Raw genomic sequence first — 15906 nt, 5'->3', positions numbered from 1 at the left:
TACACTTCCAAAGTTTCTAGGCGGCCTCGCACGAGTTCAGTTGTTGGCACGCGAGGCCAGTAGCGAAGACAACGGCCGGAACGGTTGCAGCCAAGCCCCCTGCTCAGGCAGCGAATCGAGGCCGATTCGCGGTAGCGGATCCCGGAACACACCGGGGATGTCCTCCAGGTCGACGAACTCCAAGGTATCCGACGCTAGCGCCCAGCTCGCATGTTCGCGAAATCCGAGCACCTGCACGGGTACCCCGTCCCGGGCGATCTCCTCCAACGGTTGTTTGAACGCCTGCCCGTCGGCGGAGGCCACCAGCACCCCGGCCAGGCCTTCTGCGTATCGCAGCGCGATGTGGTCGAGCATGTCGGAGTCGACGTCACTGTCCTCGTCGATCTTCGGTTTGGCGAAGACCGCGAAGCCGACGTTACGCAACGCCTCGACCCATGGCCGGACCACTTCGGCGCTACCGGGGGCGATGTTGGTGAACACGGTGGCCTCGGGCTCCAGCGTGCGATCGGGGTGGGCGGCGGACAACTCGGCGGTGCGTGCCAACAGCCAGCGGCCCAGCGCGTCGAACCGGGGGCGGTGCGCGGCCGTCGGCCGGCCACCGAGGATGGATCCCAGCCCCATGTCGAGGTTGGGGGCGTCCCACACCAGCAGCACCCGCGCGGTCGGCTCGGCCGCCGGCACCGGCGGCGGCGCGGGGGTCGCCCCCGTTGCCTCCGTCGCTTCGATCATGTCGGCGTGGTCTGTCTGCTGGACGTCCTCGGTGACGCTCATGGCCTTCTCTCCCAAAGCAATTCGGCGACGGTGCTGCCCGCGTGATACGCCTTGTCCTCGTATTTGGTCACGGGCCGCTCGACGGATATCGGGAGCGTGTCGCCCGGGGCAACCCGGCGCAACCGCGGTTCGGCGTCACCCACCTCGGCGATGTGCTCGGCGTAGCCGGCGTGGTCGGTCGCCACGTGCAACACGCCCCCCGGGCGCAACCGGTCGGCGATCAACGCGACCGTCGCGGGCTGCAGCAGCCGACGTTTGTGGTGGCGGGCCTTCGGCCAGGGGTCGGGGAAGAACACCCGCACCCCGGTCAGCGTGTCCGGCCCGAACATGTGCGCCAGCACGTCGACGCCGTCACCGCGCACCAACCGGATGTTGTCCACCCCCTCGCGGTCCATCGCGGACAGCAGTTGGGCCAGCCCGCGGCGGTACACCTCCACCGCGACCACGTCCAGATGCGGTTCGGCCTGCGCCATCGCCAGCGTGGAGGTGCCGGCTCCGCAGCCGATCTCCAGCACCACCGGCGCCGACCGCCCGAACCAGGCATCCGTGTCCAGGCGCGGGGCCGGCCCGTCGGCGTCGCGGGCGTGCATCCCGACCTCGGGCCACCGCCGTTCCCACGTCGCCTGCTGGGCGGGGGACAGCGTGGTGCGTCGGGTCCGGAAGCTGGTCACCCGGGGATGAAGATGCCAGCCTGCGGTGTCGGGGTCCTCAGCCGACACGTCGGCGACATCGGACCGGCGCGACTGCATCCGTCCATGGTCGCTCATAGCATCCTGAGTACCCGCATCGTGGTACAGATTGATACCCAACAGTTGCCTTCGGCACCCGGGCGGTCCGTCCCCAACCCCGGCGACAACTGCTCGCGGCGGGTGGGCGAAGGTGTCACCATTTCCATGGGGTCGCATTCGCGGGTGGCTCCAGGAAGGCTGCCAGATTTTCGTCGACGCGCTCACGCAATTTGCGGAGCAGAGCCGCAATCCACGGTTGACGCCGATCATCCGGCGGCTGACCGCGCCGCTGACCGTTGCGGTGTGCGGTCGCGACGGCGTGGGACGCGCGACGGTGGCCTCGGCACTGCGCGCGGCCGGACTGACGGTCGGGACCCAGGGTGCGGCCGATGTCACCGCGGTGGTCGTCGCCGAGGTGCTCAAACCCGAGGACCGCGTGGCGATCCGCTCGGCGCCCGGTCCGACGGTGGTGGTGTTCAACAAGGCGGATCTGACCGGGTTCGGGGTCGGCGGCCCGCTGGCGGTCGCCCGACGGCGCGCCGCGGACTGCCGCACGCGCACCGGGGCCCCGACCGTGCCGATGGTGGCGCTGCTGGCCGTCGCCGACCTGGACGACGAACTGGCCGATGCGCTGGCGTTCCTCGTCGACCACCCCGCCGATCTGACGTCGGCGGACGCGTTCGTGGCCGGCGAGCACCCGCTGTCGCACACGGTGCGCCGGCGTCTGCTCGACACCCTGGACCGGTTCGGCATCGCCCACGCGATCCTGGCGGTCGGCAGCGGCGCCGTCGCCCAGCAGGCAATGCTGCGCCGACTCAGCGGCGTCGATGCGGTCGTCGCGCAGATCGAGGCGGCCGGTGCGCCGGTCCGGTACCGGCGCCTTTCCGATGCGCTTGCCGAATTGCACGCGTTGGCAGCACAATCCGGCGATGACACCTTGGCGCAGATGTTGTGCTCGGACGAGGCCGCATTGGCGTTGATGTCCGCGGCGGTCGACGTGGTCGAGGATGCGGGCCTGCGGGTCGACCGGAGTGACGACGGCCGCAGCCACCTGCGGCGCGCGGTGCACTGGCGCCGCTACGGCCGCGGTCCCGTCGACGACCTGCACAGACGTTGTGCCGCCGACATCTGCCGGGGTTCGCTGCGACTGCTCGGGCGGGCCCGGTGACCGACTCGACGATGACCGACCCGGTCGCCGCCGCCGACGCCGTGGTGGCCGCCGTCGACCCGAGCCTGACCGCCCCCGGTGTCGAGACGCGGGACGTGGTGCTGGTGGCCGGCCCGTGGTTGGCGGGCACCACGAGCCTGGTCGAGGCGTTGCGGCAGCGCATGCCCGAGCACACGTTCGTCGAGGCCGACGAGTTGGGCCCGGGCCGTGCGCCGGCCGCGGTGGTCTTCGTCGTGTCGGCCATCGCACCGCTGGCCGAATCCGATTGTGCGCTTGTCGATTCGGCGACCAACTATACCGACCTGGTGGTGGGCGTGGTGGCGAAGATCGACGCACACCGCAACTGGGACGAGGTGCTGGCCGCCAACCGGGACCTGCTCGCCGCCCGCGCGCCGCGTTACGCCCGCGTGCCGTGGGTGGGGGCGGCCGCGGCGCCGGACCTCGGCGAGCCCATCCTGGACGACCTCGTGGCGCTGCTGGGCCAGCGGTTGGCCGACCCCGAGATGAGACGCCGAAACCGGTTGCGCGCGTGGGAGACCCGACTGCAGGCCACGATCGACCGGCATAACGCCGACGGCGCGGGCACCGACCGCACGGCGCGGGTGGCGGCCCTGCGCACCAAGCGCGACGCCATCGTCCGCGCCAGGCGGTTGGCCAAGACGGAGCGCACGATCGCCCTGCGCAGCCAGATCCAGCAGGCGCGAGTTCAGTTGGCGCACTTCGCCCGCAACCGCTGCACGTCGGTGCGCGCCGAACTCGCCGAGGACGCGGCGCAGCAGAGTCGCCGCGGGCTTTCGACGTTCGAAGCGGCGGTGCGCACCCGCGTCGGCGAGGTGGTCGACGAGGTGGAGGAGGGCATCACCGCGCACTTGGCCGACGTCGCGACCGAGTTGGAACTGCCCGTACCGCCGCCCCCCGCACCTCCGATTCGGCCGGAACTGCCCACGCCCGCGTTGGCTGCCCGGCGGCACGAAACGCAGCTGATGATGATCCTCGGCGCCGGGTTCGGGCTCGGCGTGGCGCTCGTGATCACCCGCCTGTTCGCCGACCTGGCACCGGGGCTGACGGCCGCCGGCCTGCTGGTCGGTGGTGGCGTCGGGCTGGGGCTGACGGTGTGGGTGGTGGGCCTGCGTGGTTTGCTGCACGACCGCGCGGTGCTGGACCGCTGGGTCGGTGAGGCCACCGCGGTGCTGCGCTCAGCGGTGGAGGAGCGCGTCGCCACCCGGGTACTCGTCGCCGAGACGGCGCTGACCTCCGAGCTCGCCCACCGCGACGACACCGATGGCGCCGCCGCATCGGATCGGGTCGCCGAACTCGACGCCGAACTGCGCGCACACGCCATCGAGACCGCCCGCGCGGCCGCGGTCAGGGACCGCCGGGTGCCGGTCCTGCGGCAGGCACTGCACACGGTCCGGGCGGAGTTGGACGAGTTGCCGGCCTCGGACGGCTTCTGAATCGATACACCGGCCGGAACGAGGCATCTGAATCGTTCCTGTGAGTGATCGGACACACTCCCGATTCCCCACCGTCAGGTCGCCCACGTTAACCTCTTGGTAGAGGGATGACGTCTGCGCTGGCCCCAAATTCTTCGGGGCTGCGCTTTCGCGCCCAGGTCCTGGCAGAAACGTACACAGGAGATTTCAATGACCGCAGCGACCGTTCCGGGTCTGGACACCGCACCGACGAAGCACAAAGGGCTGCTGGCCTGGGTCCAGGAGGTCGCCGAGCTCACCCAACCGGACCGCGTGGTGTTTGCCGACGGCTCCGACGAGGAGAACGCGCGGCTGTGCGAGCAGCTGGTCGCCGCCGGCACCTTCACCAAGCTCGACGAGAAGAAGAAGCCGAACTCCTACCTGGCGCTGTCGGACCCGTCCGATGTGGCGCGCGTGGAGTCGCGCACCTTCATCTGCACCGAACGTGAGATCGACGCCGGCCCGACCAACAACTGGATGGATCCCGCCGAGATGCGCGGTCTGATGTCGGACCTGTACCGCGGTTGTATGCGCGGGCGCACCATGTACGTGGTGCCGTTCTGCATGGGACCGCTGGGCGCCGAGGATCCCAAGCTGGGCGTCGAGATCACCGACTCCGAGTACGTCGTCGTCTCCATGCGCACGATGACCCGGATGGGCAAGGCCGCGCTGGACAAGATCGGCGACGACGGCTTCTTCGTCAAGGCGCTGCACTCCGTGGGCGCGCCGCTGGAACCGGGCCAGAAAGACGTGCCGTGGCCTTGCAACGACACCAAGTACATCACCCACTTCCCGGAGACCCGCGAAATCTGGAGCTACGGCTCGGGTTACGGCGGTAACGCGCTGCTGGGCAAGAAGTGCTACGCGCTGCGCATCGCCTCGGCGATCGCCCATGACGAGGGCTGGCTCGCCGAGCACATGCTGATCCTCAAGCTCATCTCCCCGGAGAACAAGGCGTACTTCGTCGCCGCGGCGTTCCCGTCGGCGTGCGGCAAGACCAACCTCGCGATGCTGCAGCCCACCCTGCCCGGCTGGCGGGCCGAGACCGTCGGCGACGACATCGCCTGGATGCGCTTCGGCAAGGACGGCAGGCTCTACGCGGTCAACCCGGAATTCGGCTTCTTCGGCGTCGCGCCCGGCACCAACTGGTCGTCGAACCCGAACGCGATGAAGACCATCGAGGCGGGCAACACCGTCTTCACCAACGTCGCGCTGACCGACGACAAGGACGTCTGGTGGGAAGGCCTGGAGGGCGACCCGCAGCACCTCATCGACTGGAAGGGCCGCGACTGGACGCCGGACTCCGACGAGAAGGCCGCACACCCGAACTCGCGCTACTGCACCCCGATCTCGCAGTGCCCGACGCTGGCGCCCGAGTGGGACGACCCGCAGGGCGTGCCGATCTCGGCGATCCTGTTCGGCGGACGGCGTAAGACCACCGTCCCGCTGGTCACCCAGGCCCGCGACTGGCAGCACGGGGTGTTCATCGGAGCCACGCTCGGTTCCGAGCAGACCGCGGCCGCCGAGGGCAAGGTCGGCACCGTGCGTCGCGACCCGATGGCGATGCTGCCGTTCCTCGGCTACAACGTCGGCGACTACTTCGCGCACTGGATCGACATCGGCAAGCAGTCCGACGAGTCCAAGATGCCCAAGATCTTCTTCGTGAACTGGTTCCGCCGCGGCGACGACGGCCGTTTCCTGTGGCCGGGCTTCGGCGAGAACAGCCGCGTGATGAAGTGGATCGTCGACCGCATCGAGCAGAAGGCCGGCGGCCGCACCACGCCGATCGGCATCGTGCCGACCGCCAAGGATCTGGACTTGTCCGGTCTGGACGTCGATCCCGCCGACGTCGACGCCGCGCTGGAGGTCGACGTCGACGAGTGGCGCGAAGAGTTGCCGCTGATCGAGGAGTGGTTCGAGTTCGTCGGCGAGAAGCTGCCGACCGGCATCAAGGACGAGTTCGACGCCCTCAAGCACCGCCTCGAAGCCGAAGGCAAGTAAGAGCCCCAGGCCCAAGTCAGCGCGAGCGTGCGTGTTTGAGGCAGACACGCCGCAGGATTTGCGGAGTTCCCGCACGCTCGCGCTCGGCTTCTCACCCTCTTGACACCTGTCAAGTCGGCGCATCGTAAAGTCGTGACATGCAGATTCGCGAACACGCTGTAGCCAACCCCGACAAGCCCGCCGCCATTCTTCATCCCAGCGGGACGGTGGTGACGTTCGGCGAGATGGAGGCGCGCGCCAACCGATTGGCCCACGCTTTCCGGGAGGCCGGCCTGGTCGAGGGCGACACCGTCGCGATCCTGATGGAGAACAACGAACACCTCCACGCCGCGATGTGGGGCGCGCGCCGATGCGGGCTGTACTACACGGTCGTCAACACCCATCTCACCCCCGCCGAGACGGCCTACATCATCGACAACAGCGGGGCCAAGGCCATCATCGGATCCGCGGCGATGCGCAAGGTCTGTGAGGGATTGGCCGAACATCTGCCCACCGGGCTGCCGGACCTGCTGATGATCGCCGACGACGACATGGACGGCTGGCAGCGCTATCCCGAATGTGTGGCCCACCATCCGATTACCCCCATCTCAGATGAGATCGAAGGCGACCTGCTGCAGTACTCGTCGGGAACCACCGGACGGCCCAAGGGAATTCGGCGCGAGTTGCCGCACGTTCCTCCCGCGGACGCGCCGAACGTGCTGTCCGCCCTGCTGATGGCCATCCAGATGACCGAGGACTCCGTGTATCTGAGCCCGGCCCCGCTTTATCACACCGCACCGTGCCTGTGGTCCATGGCCGCCCAGGCGATGGGCGTGACGACGGTGGTGATGGAGAAGTTCGATCCCGAGCAGGCCCTCGACGCAATCCAGCGCTACCGCGTCACCAGCGGCCAGTTCGTGCCGGCGATGTTCGTGCGGATGCTCAAACTTCCTGAGGACGTGCGTAATTCGTATGACGTGTCGAGCCTGAAGCGGGTGGTGCACGCGGCGGCGCCGTGTCCGGTCGACATCAAGAAGCAGATGATCGACTGGTGGGGTCCGAAGGTCGACGAGTACTACTCGTCGTCCGAGGGCGCCGGCATCACCTTCATCACCGCCGAGGACTGGTTGACACACCCCGGCTCGGTGGGCAAACCGCTGCTCGGTGTCGCACACGTACTCGACGAGGACGGTGAGGAACTGCCCGCGGGTCAGGCCGGTCAGATCTACTTCGACATGGCCGGAATGGAATTCGTCTATCACGGGGACCCGAAGAAGACCGCCGAGTCACGCGACAAGCACGGCTGGGTGACGGTCGGCGACGTCGGATACCTCGACGAGGACGGCTATCTGTTTCTGACCGACCGCAAGAACCACATGATCATCTCCGGCGGGGTGAACATCTATCCGCAGGAGGCCGAGAACCTGCTGATCACCCACCCGAAGGTGCTCGACGCCGCGGTGTTCGGCATCCCGGACGAGGAGATGGGTCAGACGGTCAAGGCCGTGGTGCAGACCGTCGACCCTGCCGACGGTACCGATCAGTTCGCCGACGAGCTGCTGGTCTGGCTGCGAGACCGGTTGGCGCACTACAAGTGTCCGCGCTCCATCTCATTCGAGACGCAGTTGCCACGCACCGAGACCGGCAAAATGCTCAAGCGGGAGCTGGTAGAGAAGTATTCGTGAAACCAGTCGAACTCGGGCCGGGTGTGGTCGTCGCGGTAGGGAGACCGTCCGACGACGCGGCGTTCACCCTCGCCGACGACGACGTTGACGACCGGCGCGTCGTGCCGGTGGCGTCCGTTGGTGACGCGCTCGACGAACTGCGCGAGCGCTGCCGGCGCTGGCCGCACGCCTCGGCCGTCTGCGTAGACGTGTTGCGCGCCATGGACCCGGCGGCGGCGGCGTTCGGTGGCGTCGTCACCGAATCGCTGGCGTACTCGACGCTGCAGTCCGGTCCGGAGTTCGCGCGCTGGCTCACACAGCGGGGCCCGGCCCGGCCGGTCGAGATACCCGACCCCGTGCAGGCCGACCGGGTCGGCGACTCGCTTCGGGTGCGGTTCAACCGGCCCCAGCGGCACAACGCGTTCTCCACCGATGCCCGCGCCGCGCTGCTGGAAGCCTTGGAGGTGGCCCGCCTCGACCCGTCGGTGACCGAGGTGGTGTTGTCGGGCAACGGGCCGTCGTTCTGCAGCGGCGGTGACCTCGCCGAGTTCGGTACCTTCGCCGATCCGGCCAGCGCGCACCTCGCGCGCACCCGGCACAGTCCCGCCCTCGTGCTCGACGAACTCACTGCCAGGCTCGGCCGCGGCTGCCGCGCCGAGGTGCACGGCCAGGTGCTCGGCAGCGGGCTGGAGATGGCTGCCTTCTGCGGCTGGGTGCAATCGCGACCCGACGCCGTGCTGGGCCTGCCGGAGCTGAGCCTGGGCCTGATTCCCGGCGCGGGTGGCACGGTGAGCATCACCCGGCGGATCGGACGCTGGCGCACCGCCTATCTGGTGTTGTCCGGCCACACCATCGACCCGCAGACCGCGCTGAGCTGGGGCCTGATCGACGAAATCCGGTGATTTCGGCGTGGTAGGTCGCGCTCAGCGCAACCAGACACGCCGAAATCGCTAGCCCGAGCGGCGCAGCGTGACCCGGTAGGTGTACTGCTCGGGCAAAAAGTGGCTGACCGAGAACTCGACCGGGCGCCCGCTCGCATCGGAGTACAGGCGGTCCACCCGCAGCATCGGATGACCGACTTCGCACTCGACCGCCTCGGCGACCGCGCCGTCGGCCGGGGCCACCGTGATCGACTGGGCCGCTTCGACGATCGGTTCGGCCAGATGCGGCTCGAGCACGCCGATGACGGTCTGCGGGCCGACCGCGCCGTCTGCCAACTCCGCAGATCCCAACACCGCCGCGGCCACCGACGGCACCAGATGTACGGCCGTCGACACGAACGGCACCCCGTCGTGCAGGCGGCGGAACACCACCGAGTACACGACGTCGTCGTCGAGACGCAGCCTGCTGGCGGCATCGAGATCCACCCGCCTGCGCAGCCCGGCCAGCACCTCCATGGTGGTGTCGTCGGACAGGCTCATCAAATCCTCGATGGAGCCGAGCTGCCGCAGATACCGCCGCCCCGGCTCACTGGCGTAGGTGCCGCGTCCCGGCACCCGGTACACCACACCTTCGGCCACCAGATCCTGAAACGCGCGCCGCACGGTCTGCCGTGAAACACCATGTGCTTCAACGAGTTCTGTCTCGGTGGGTAGACGCATGCCATCGCGGTAGCGGCCTGCGACGATATCGTCGCGGAGCCGGTCGCGTAGCGACTGATAGGCGGGCGCGGGTTTGGTCATCTGGCCCTCGCGTCAGAGCCCTCCGCGGGCGACCAGTTGGGCGGCGATCACGTTACGCTGGATCTCGTTGGTGCCCTCACCGACGATCATCAGCGGCGCATCGCGGAAGTAGCGTTCGACGTCGAACTCGGTGGAGTAGCCGTAACCACCGTGAATCCGAACGGCGTTGAGCGCGATCTCCATCGCCACCTCGGAGGCGAACAGCTTCGCCATGCCTGCCTCCATGTCGCAGCGATCGCCGCTGTCGTAGCGCTCGGCGGCGTAGCGGGTGAGTTGGCGTGCGGCGGTCAGCTTGGTGGCCATATCGGCCAGATAGTGGCCGACGGCCTGATGCTTCCAGATCGGCTGGCCGAAGCTTTCGCGCTGCTGGGCGTACTCCAGCGCATCCTCCAACGCCGCGGTGGCCACCCCCAGCGCCCGCGACGCCACCTGGATCCGGCCCGTCTCAAGGCCTTTCATCATCTGGGCGAAGCCCTTGCCCGGTTCGCCGCCCAGAATCGCCGACGCGGGCACCCGGCAGTCCTCGAACGTCAACTCACACGACTCGACACCCTTGTATCCGAGCTTGGGCAGGTCGCGCGACACCGACAAGCCCGTCGTGCCCTGCTCGACCAGCACCACCGAGATGCCCTTGTGTCGCGGCGTGGCGCCGGGATCGGTCTTGCACAGCAGCGCGATCAGGCCGGATCGCCGGGCATTGGAGATCCAGGTCTTGGAACCGTTGATCGCCAGCCCGCCGCCCTCGGAGGGCAACGCCGTCGTCGACATGTTCTGCAGATCCGAACCGCCGCCTGGTTCGGTGAGCGCCATCGTGGCGCGCAGTTCGCCGGTGGCCATCGGCGGCAGGTAGCGCTGCTTCTGCTCATCGGTGCCGAACAGGTCCAGCAGCTTGGCGACGACGGTGTGGCCGCCCATTGCGCCGGCCAGGCTCATCCAGCCGCGGGCCAGTTCCTGGGTCACCTCGACGTAGCAGGGCATCGACACCGGCACGCCGCCGTATTCCTCCGGCACGGCCAGCCCGTAGATGCCGATGCGTTTCATCTGCTCGATCCACGCCTCCGGGTAGGTGTTGGCGTGCTCGACCTCCCGCACCGTCGGCTTGACCTCCCGGTCCACGAAGGCCCGCACGGTCTCGATCAGGAGCTTCTCTTCGGCATTCTCGGTACTCATAAGTACGGCCATATTGACACTTTGTACGGCCCAATGCCAACATGACCTCCCGTGAGCGGCCCATTTTTCGACGATCTCCGCCTCGGCCAGGTATTCGACACCGCGCCGTCGATGACGCTGACCGCCGGCGTCGCGGCCGTGCACCAGTCGATCGTCGGGGATCGGTTGCGGATGGCCCTGGACGGTGAACTCGCGACGGCGGTGACCGGGGCGACGGCGCCGTTGGCGCATCCGGCGCTGGTGTGCGATGTCGCGATCGGCCAGACGACGCTGGTCACCCAACGGGTGAAGGCCAACCTCTTCTACCGCGGGCTGACGTTTCACCGGTTCCCGGTCATCGGCGACACCCTGTTCACCCGCACCGAGGTGGTCGGGCTCAAGCAGAACTCGGCTCGGCCCGGACGTGAACCGACCGGCCTTGCGGCCCTGCGGATGACCACGGTCGACGGCGTCGGCCGCTTGGTGCTCGACTTCTTCCGCTGCGCGATGCTGCCGCTTCGGGACGGCGCGTCCGACACCGGCCACGCCGACGACCTGTCCACGATCGGCACCGAACAGGCGCCGACGCCCGACCCGACGGCCGACTGGGACGCCGACGCCTACCGCACCAAGGTGCCGGGCGCCCACTTCGATGCGGGTCTGGCGGGTGCGGTCCTGCACAGCAGCGCCGATGTCGTCACCGGCGCCCCCGAGCTCGCCAGGCTGACGTTGAACATCGCTGCCACCCACCATGATTCCCGCGTCGGCGGTGAACGCCTCGTCTACGGCGGGCACACCATCGGTCTGGCGCTGGCCCAGGTGACCCGGCTGCTGCCCAACATCGTCACCGTGCTGGGCTGGCAGTCCTGCGATCACACCGGGCCCGTCCACGAAGGCGACACCCTTTACAGCGAACTGCACGTCGAAGACGCCGCGCCGTTGCCCGACGGCCGCGGCGGTGTCTTGCGCCTTCGCTCGCTGGTCTACGCGGTCGGTGATCCCGACCGGCAGGTGCTGGACTGGCGGTTCACCGCCCTGCAGTTCTGACGCCCGGGAGGAAACGCACAATGGGGACATGGCGTCGTTGGTAGTGCCCACCGCGGTGCTGACCCGGGCCCGGCAGACGGCCGACGCCTACCAGGCACTGACTGGCACCGCTGTCGACTCCGAGGAGATCATCGCGGGCCGGGCCGGGCTGCTCGACATCGCCCCGCGCGGCACGGTGTCAGCGGGCGGCGCGTCGCGCCTGATGCGCAGCCGCGACGGGTGGTGCGCGTTGACGCTGTCGCGCCCCGACGACGTGGACACGGTCCCGGCGCTGCTCCAGACCGACGGCATCGACGCTGACCCGTGGCCGGAAGTGCAGCGTTGGGTGGCCGCCCACGACAGCGCCGACGTCACCGAACGTGCCCGCCTGCTCGGTCTCCCCGTCGCCGCGCTGGCGGAGACACCCCCCGAGCCGCCACGCGTCTACCCGTTCGGGGCCGCCACCGCCGGCCGCGACCCGTCCGGTCTGTTGGTGGCCGACCTCTCGGCGATGTGGGCGGGCCCGCTGTGCGGACAACTGCTGGCCCGCGCCGGCGCCACCGTCGTCAAGGTCGAGACCGCCGCCCGTCCGGACGGCGCGAGGGCCGGCCCGCCGGAGTTCTTCGACTGGATGAACGGCGGCAAGCTGTCCTACGCGGCCGACTTCGCCGAGCCGTCAGGCCTGCGGTCGCTGCTGGCGGCCGCCGACGTGGTGATCGAGTCGTCGCGCCCGGCCGCGTTGATCCGCCGCCTGCTGGGCCCGACCAACATCGAACCCCGGGAAGGCCGAGTCTGGTTGCGGATCACCGGACACGGCACGGACGGAGGGCGGGCGAACTGGGTGGCCTTCGGCGACGACGCCGCGGTGTCGGGCGGGTTGGTGTGTGGCACCGACGACGAGCCGGAGTTCTGCGGTGACGCGATCGCCGACCCGCTGACGGGTCTGCACGCGGCGCTGGCGGTCAGCGAGTCGTTGCGTGGCGGCGGTGGTGAGCTCATCGAGATGTCGATGTCCGCTGTCGCCGCCGGCTACGCCGAGTTGCCCCGAACCGACGAAAGCTTTTGCCGCATCACCCCAGAACTGTCAGCGGCGGCATCCGCGCTGGGCGCCGACAACGCCACCGTCGAACGGTTGATCGCTGACAGGCGTTACGCCCGATGCTGATCACGCGGGCCACCCTGCTCGACGGCCGCACCGTCGATATCCGCGTCTCCAACGAAATCATCGCTGTCACAGACCGATTGACACCACACTCCGGTGAAGAGGTCTACGACGCCTCGGGCACCACCGTCGTCCCCGGCCTGCATGACCACCACGTCCATCTGCGGTCGGCGGCCGCGGCGCTGACCTCGACCCGGGTCGGCCCCGCCGAGGTACACACCCGCGAAGACCTCGCCCGCGCACTGCGGGCCGCGCCGGTGGGGTCCGACGGCTGGATCAGGGCAGTCGGCTATCACGAGGCCGTCGCTGGGCCCCTCGACCGTCATGTGCTCGACGGGATTTCGCCGCCGGTGCCGGTGCGTATCCAACACCGCAGTGGTGTGCTGTGGACGCTGAACACCGCCGGGCTGGAACGGGTCGGGCTGGCCGACCACCCCGACGGCCGCCTGCCCAGCGCCGACCGTAGTTGGTCGGATACGTTGCAGCGCAGCGAAACCGGGCTGGCCGACGTCAGCCGAGTTCTCGCTTCGCTCGGGGTCACCGGCGTCACCGACGCCACTCCGGACCTGGCCGCCACCGACATCGTCAAGCTGGTGCGGGCCCATCGGCGCGGTGAGCTGCGACAGCGTCCGCACTTCCTGACGCCGGGCAAGCGCATCCTGCACGACACCGATCTCGACCACGACGAGCTCGCCGGCTGGATCGCCGACCGGCACACCGACGACGTCCCGGTTGCCGTGCACTGCGTCACCGCCGCCCAGTTGATCGTCACGCTGTCTGCGCTGCGGGCGGCGGGCACGCATCCGCGCGACCGCATCGAGCACGCGGCCGTGGTGCCCGACGACACCGTCGCCGACCTCGCTGAAACGGGCGTCACCGTGGTGACGCAGCCGAACTTCATCGCCGAGCGCGGAGACCAGTACCGCGAGGACATCCCGGCCACCGAGCACCACGAACTCTGGCGGCTGGCCTCGCTGCTCCGCCGCGGCGTGCCGGTCGCGCTGTCCACCGACATGCCCTTCGGCGCGGGCGATCCGTGGGCCGCCATGCGGGCGGCGGTATCGCGTACGACCGCGCGCGGTGCGGTGCTCGGTCACGACGAGCGAGTCGCCGCGGCCGAGGCGGTGACGATGTTCTTCGGCGCGCCGGAGAGCCCGGCCCGTGCCCGCCGCATCGAGCCGGGGCAGCCGGGCGACCTGTGCGTGCTGGGCGCGTCGGCACCAGAGGTGCTGCGCGAACTGGATCCGACGATGGTGGCGGCCACCGTCGTGGCGGGCGAGGTGGTGTTCGAGCGGACCCGCTGAGAGGTCAGGCCACCGCCGGGGCCAGCGCCCGACGCAGCATCGCGCACTGACTACCGAAGAAGTCCTGAGACACCGTGGCTTTGGGGGCGATCCCGTCGAAACCGTGGAACGCGCCCTTGATCACCTCGACCTCGCAGGCCACCCCGGCGGCCTTCAGCCGTTCGGCGTAGGCCAGGTCCTCGTCGTGGAACAGATCCAGGGTGCCCACCCCGATCCACGCGGGCGGCAGCCCACTGAGATCGGAGCGACGCGCAGGCACCGCCGCCTCCGGATCGGCATCGCCGAGATAGGCCGACCACCCGAATTTGTTCAAGGTCTGATTCCACAGCCGGTGCCCGGGGTGGTCCAGACCGCCGCCGATGGTGCGGTCGTCGAGCATCGGATAGGCCAGCAGTTGCGCCGCCGGGGACACCTCGCCGCGGTCGCGGGCCCACAGCGCCAGCGTCGCGGCCAGCCCACCGCCCGCGCTGGCGCCGCCGATGGCGACCCTGTCGCGGTCCACCGACGGCAACTCCGCCAGCCAGGTCAGCGCCGAGTAGCAGTCCTCGACGGGCGCCGGATAGGGATTCTCCGGCGCCAGCCGGTAATCGACTGAGGCGACGGTGATTCCGAGTTCTCGAGCGAATCGCCTGCACAGCACGTCGTCCTGACCGGCATGGCCGATGATGTAGCCCCCGCCGTGAATCCACAACAGGGCCGCCCCCATCCCGGCGCCGGGAGGCGGGGCGAACAACCGCACCCGGACACCGGAGGCCAGGGTCAACGCCTGGATGTCCTTGGGCACCCGGCGCCACATGACGCGGGTGGCCATCCGGACGAGCGGGAACGTGACGGGCGTGAAGACTTGTTTGGGCACATACCGCGCGACGCGGCGCAGATCGGGATGGAACTCGACGGAGGGCACGCGACCAGTATTGCCGTCTGCGGCCGTCCGAACCCCGCGACCGCACATTCCCGGCGACTTGTGACCAAGATCGGTCTAGTTTTTACATATCTCTTTCGTATAAACTCTGTGCACCAGCCGACCACTCGAGCTGATCGAGGCAGGAGGACCGCGCGATGCACAGCCTGGCGCCGGATATCGCACTCGAGCGTGAGCACCGTGAAATCGACGCCGGCATCGAGGCGTTCGTGGATCGCCTCGGTGAGGGTGAGGTCCGTCCTCGGCTTCTGGAAACCGCGCTCGACGCGCTGCGCCGCCACATCTACCTCGAAGAGGTGTTGATGTTTCCGCCGATCCGCGAGGCCGGGCTGGTGATGCCCATCTTTGTGATGATGCGCGAACACGGCGAGATGTGGCGCACGATGGACGCCCTGAGGGATCTGCTGGCCGCCCCGGCCGACGTGCAGCGCCTGGCAGACGGCTGCGCTGGGTTGCTTGCCCAACTGCAGCAACACAATTCCAAGGAAGAACCGGTCGTCTATCCGCATGTCGAGACCGCGCTGCCCGCGCAGACAAAAGCAGAACTGAGCCGGTTCATCGAGACCGGTCGCACGCCCGAGGGCTGGGTGTGCCAGCACGCCAGGGAATGAGACCGCCATGGGGCAACCCGAGACCACACAGGAGGAGCCATGCGCATCGCGGTGAACAGGGATCGCTGTGAGGGCAACGCGATATGCGTGAAGTACGCCCCGGAGGTGTTCGAACTCGACGAAGACGACTATTCGGTCGTGTTGCTCGACCCGATCCCGGCCGAGTACCAGGATCGCTGCGAAAAGGCCATCGCCGAGTGTCCGCGGGTGGCGTTGTCCCGCATCGACTGACGGTGATGTTCATCCAGGCAAGGACTGTCAAAACAC

15 protein-coding genes are annotated in these 15906 nt (G+C 69.0%); 10 read left to right on the top strand and 5 right to left on the bottom strand.

Annotated elements, in window-relative coordinates; all coding sequences use genetic code 11:
- Window positions 1-36 precede the first annotated feature (36 nt).
- Both ABQE89_RS03470 and trmB read right to left on the bottom strand, forming a co-directional pair.
- Window positions 37-771 carry an NYN domain-containing protein gene (locus tag ABQE89_RS03470; protein ID WP_448414130.1) on the bottom strand — a complete coding sequence of 245 codons (735 nt, stop codon included), beginning with the start codon at window positions 769-771 and terminating at the stop codon, window positions 37-39.
- A complete protein-coding gene (gene trmB, locus ABQE89_RS03465; RefSeq protein ID WP_448414129.1) occupies window positions 768-1538 on the bottom strand; it encodes a tRNA (guanosine(46)-N7)-methyltransferase TrmB in 771 nt (256 codons plus the stop codon). Before trmB ends, ABQE89_RS03470 begins: the two co-directional genes overlap by 4 nt.
- A gap of 217 nt (window positions 1539-1755) precedes the next feature.
- Between trmB and ABQE89_RS03460 the strand changes: the two genes are divergently transcribed.
- The 5 genes from ABQE89_RS03460 to ABQE89_RS03440 all read left to right on the top strand — a co-directional run bounded on the left by ABQE89_RS03460 (window position 1756) and on the right by ABQE89_RS03440 (window position 8685).
- Complete coding sequence (locus tag ABQE89_RS03460; RefSeq protein WP_448414127.1) at window positions 1756-2667, top strand: hypothetical protein; 912 nt, start codon at window positions 1756-1758, stop codon at window positions 2665-2667.
- Between the two features lie 11 nt (window positions 2668-2678).
- Window positions 2679-4121, top strand: coding sequence for an amino acid adenylation domain-containing protein (locus ABQE89_RS03455; protein WP_448414215.1), 1443 nt, complete (start codon window positions 2679-2681; stop codon window positions 4119-4121).
- Between the two features lie 189 nt (window positions 4122-4310).
- Window positions 4311-6140 (top strand): phosphoenolpyruvate carboxykinase (GTP), encoded by a 1830-nt coding sequence (locus tag ABQE89_RS03450; RefSeq protein ID WP_448414126.1) that lies wholly within the window; start codon window positions 4311-4313, stop codon window positions 6138-6140.
- Window positions 6141-6277: 137 nt separating this feature from the next.
- Window positions 6278-7804, top strand: a complete 1527-nt coding sequence (fadD4, locus tag ABQE89_RS03445; protein WP_448414124.1) for a fatty-acid--CoA ligase FadD4 — start codon at window positions 6278-6280, stop codon at window positions 7802-7804.
- Window positions 7801-8685, top strand: a complete 885-nt coding sequence (locus ABQE89_RS03440; RefSeq protein WP_448414122.1) for an enoyl-CoA hydratase/isomerase family protein — start codon at window positions 7801-7803, stop codon at window positions 8683-8685. The genes fadD4 and ABQE89_RS03440 overlap by 4 nt, the downstream gene beginning before the upstream one ends.
- Before the next feature lie 48 nt (window positions 8686-8733).
- On the opposite strand, the gene ABQE89_RS03435 is transcribed toward ABQE89_RS03440, so the two are convergent.
- A complete protein-coding gene (locus ABQE89_RS03435) occupies window positions 8734-9465 on the bottom strand; it encodes a GntR family transcriptional regulator (RefSeq protein ID WP_448414120.1) in 732 nt (243 codons plus the stop codon).
- A gap of 12 nt (window positions 9466-9477) precedes the next feature.
- Complete coding sequence (locus ABQE89_RS03430; RefSeq protein ID WP_448414118.1) at window positions 9478-10635, bottom strand: acyl-CoA dehydrogenase family protein; 1158 nt, start codon at window positions 10633-10635, stop codon at window positions 9478-9480.
- Between the two features lie 111 nt (window positions 10636-10746).
- Here ABQE89_RS03430 and ABQE89_RS03425 point away from each other — a divergent pair, with 111 nt between their 5' ends.
- Genes ABQE89_RS03425 through ABQE89_RS03415 form a run of 3 tightly spaced genes read left to right on the top strand, consistent with a single transcriptional unit; the run spans window position 10747 to window position 14106 of the window.
- Window positions 10747-11661: a hotdog family protein gene (locus tag ABQE89_RS03425; RefSeq protein WP_448414213.1), complete on the top strand. Its 915-nt coding sequence runs from the start codon at window positions 10747-10749 to the stop codon at window positions 11659-11661.
- 28 nt (window positions 11662-11689) lie between these two features.
- On the top strand, window positions 11690-12805 hold the full coding sequence (locus ABQE89_RS03420) for a CoA transferase (protein WP_448414116.1): 1116 nt from the start codon (window positions 11690-11692) through the stop codon (window positions 12803-12805).
- On the top strand, window positions 12799-14106 hold the full coding sequence (locus ABQE89_RS03415) for an amidohydrolase family protein (RefSeq protein WP_448414114.1): 1308 nt from the start codon (window positions 12799-12801) through the stop codon (window positions 14104-14106). Before ABQE89_RS03420 ends, ABQE89_RS03415 begins: the two co-directional genes overlap by 7 nt.
- Before the next feature lie 4 nt (window positions 14107-14110).
- Here the strand turns inward: ABQE89_RS03415 and ABQE89_RS03410 are convergent, their stop codons facing one another.
- Window positions 14111-15010 (bottom strand): alpha/beta hydrolase, encoded by a 900-nt coding sequence (locus tag ABQE89_RS03410; protein WP_448414112.1) that lies wholly within the window; start codon window positions 15008-15010, stop codon window positions 14111-14113.
- 155 nt (window positions 15011-15165) lie between these two features.
- On the opposite strand from ABQE89_RS03410, the gene ABQE89_RS03405 reads away from it, so the two are divergent.
- Both ABQE89_RS03405 and ABQE89_RS03400 read left to right on the top strand, forming a co-directional pair.
- Window positions 15166-15639, top strand: a complete 474-nt coding sequence (locus tag ABQE89_RS03405; protein ID WP_448414110.1) for a hemerythrin domain-containing protein — start codon at window positions 15166-15168, stop codon at window positions 15637-15639.
- A 39-nt stretch (window positions 15640-15678) separates the two neighbouring features.
- On the top strand, window positions 15679-15870 hold the full coding sequence (locus ABQE89_RS03400; RefSeq protein ID WP_448414108.1) for a ferredoxin: 192 nt from the start codon (window positions 15679-15681) through the stop codon (window positions 15868-15870).
- The last annotated feature ends 36 nt before the right edge of the window (window positions 15871-15906 follow it).

It is taken from the genome of Mycolicibacterium sp. XJ1819 (assembly GCF_053483675.1).
The sequence above is the reverse complement of the archived record's forward strand: the minus strand, read 5'-3'. Positions and strand labels throughout refer to the sequence as shown.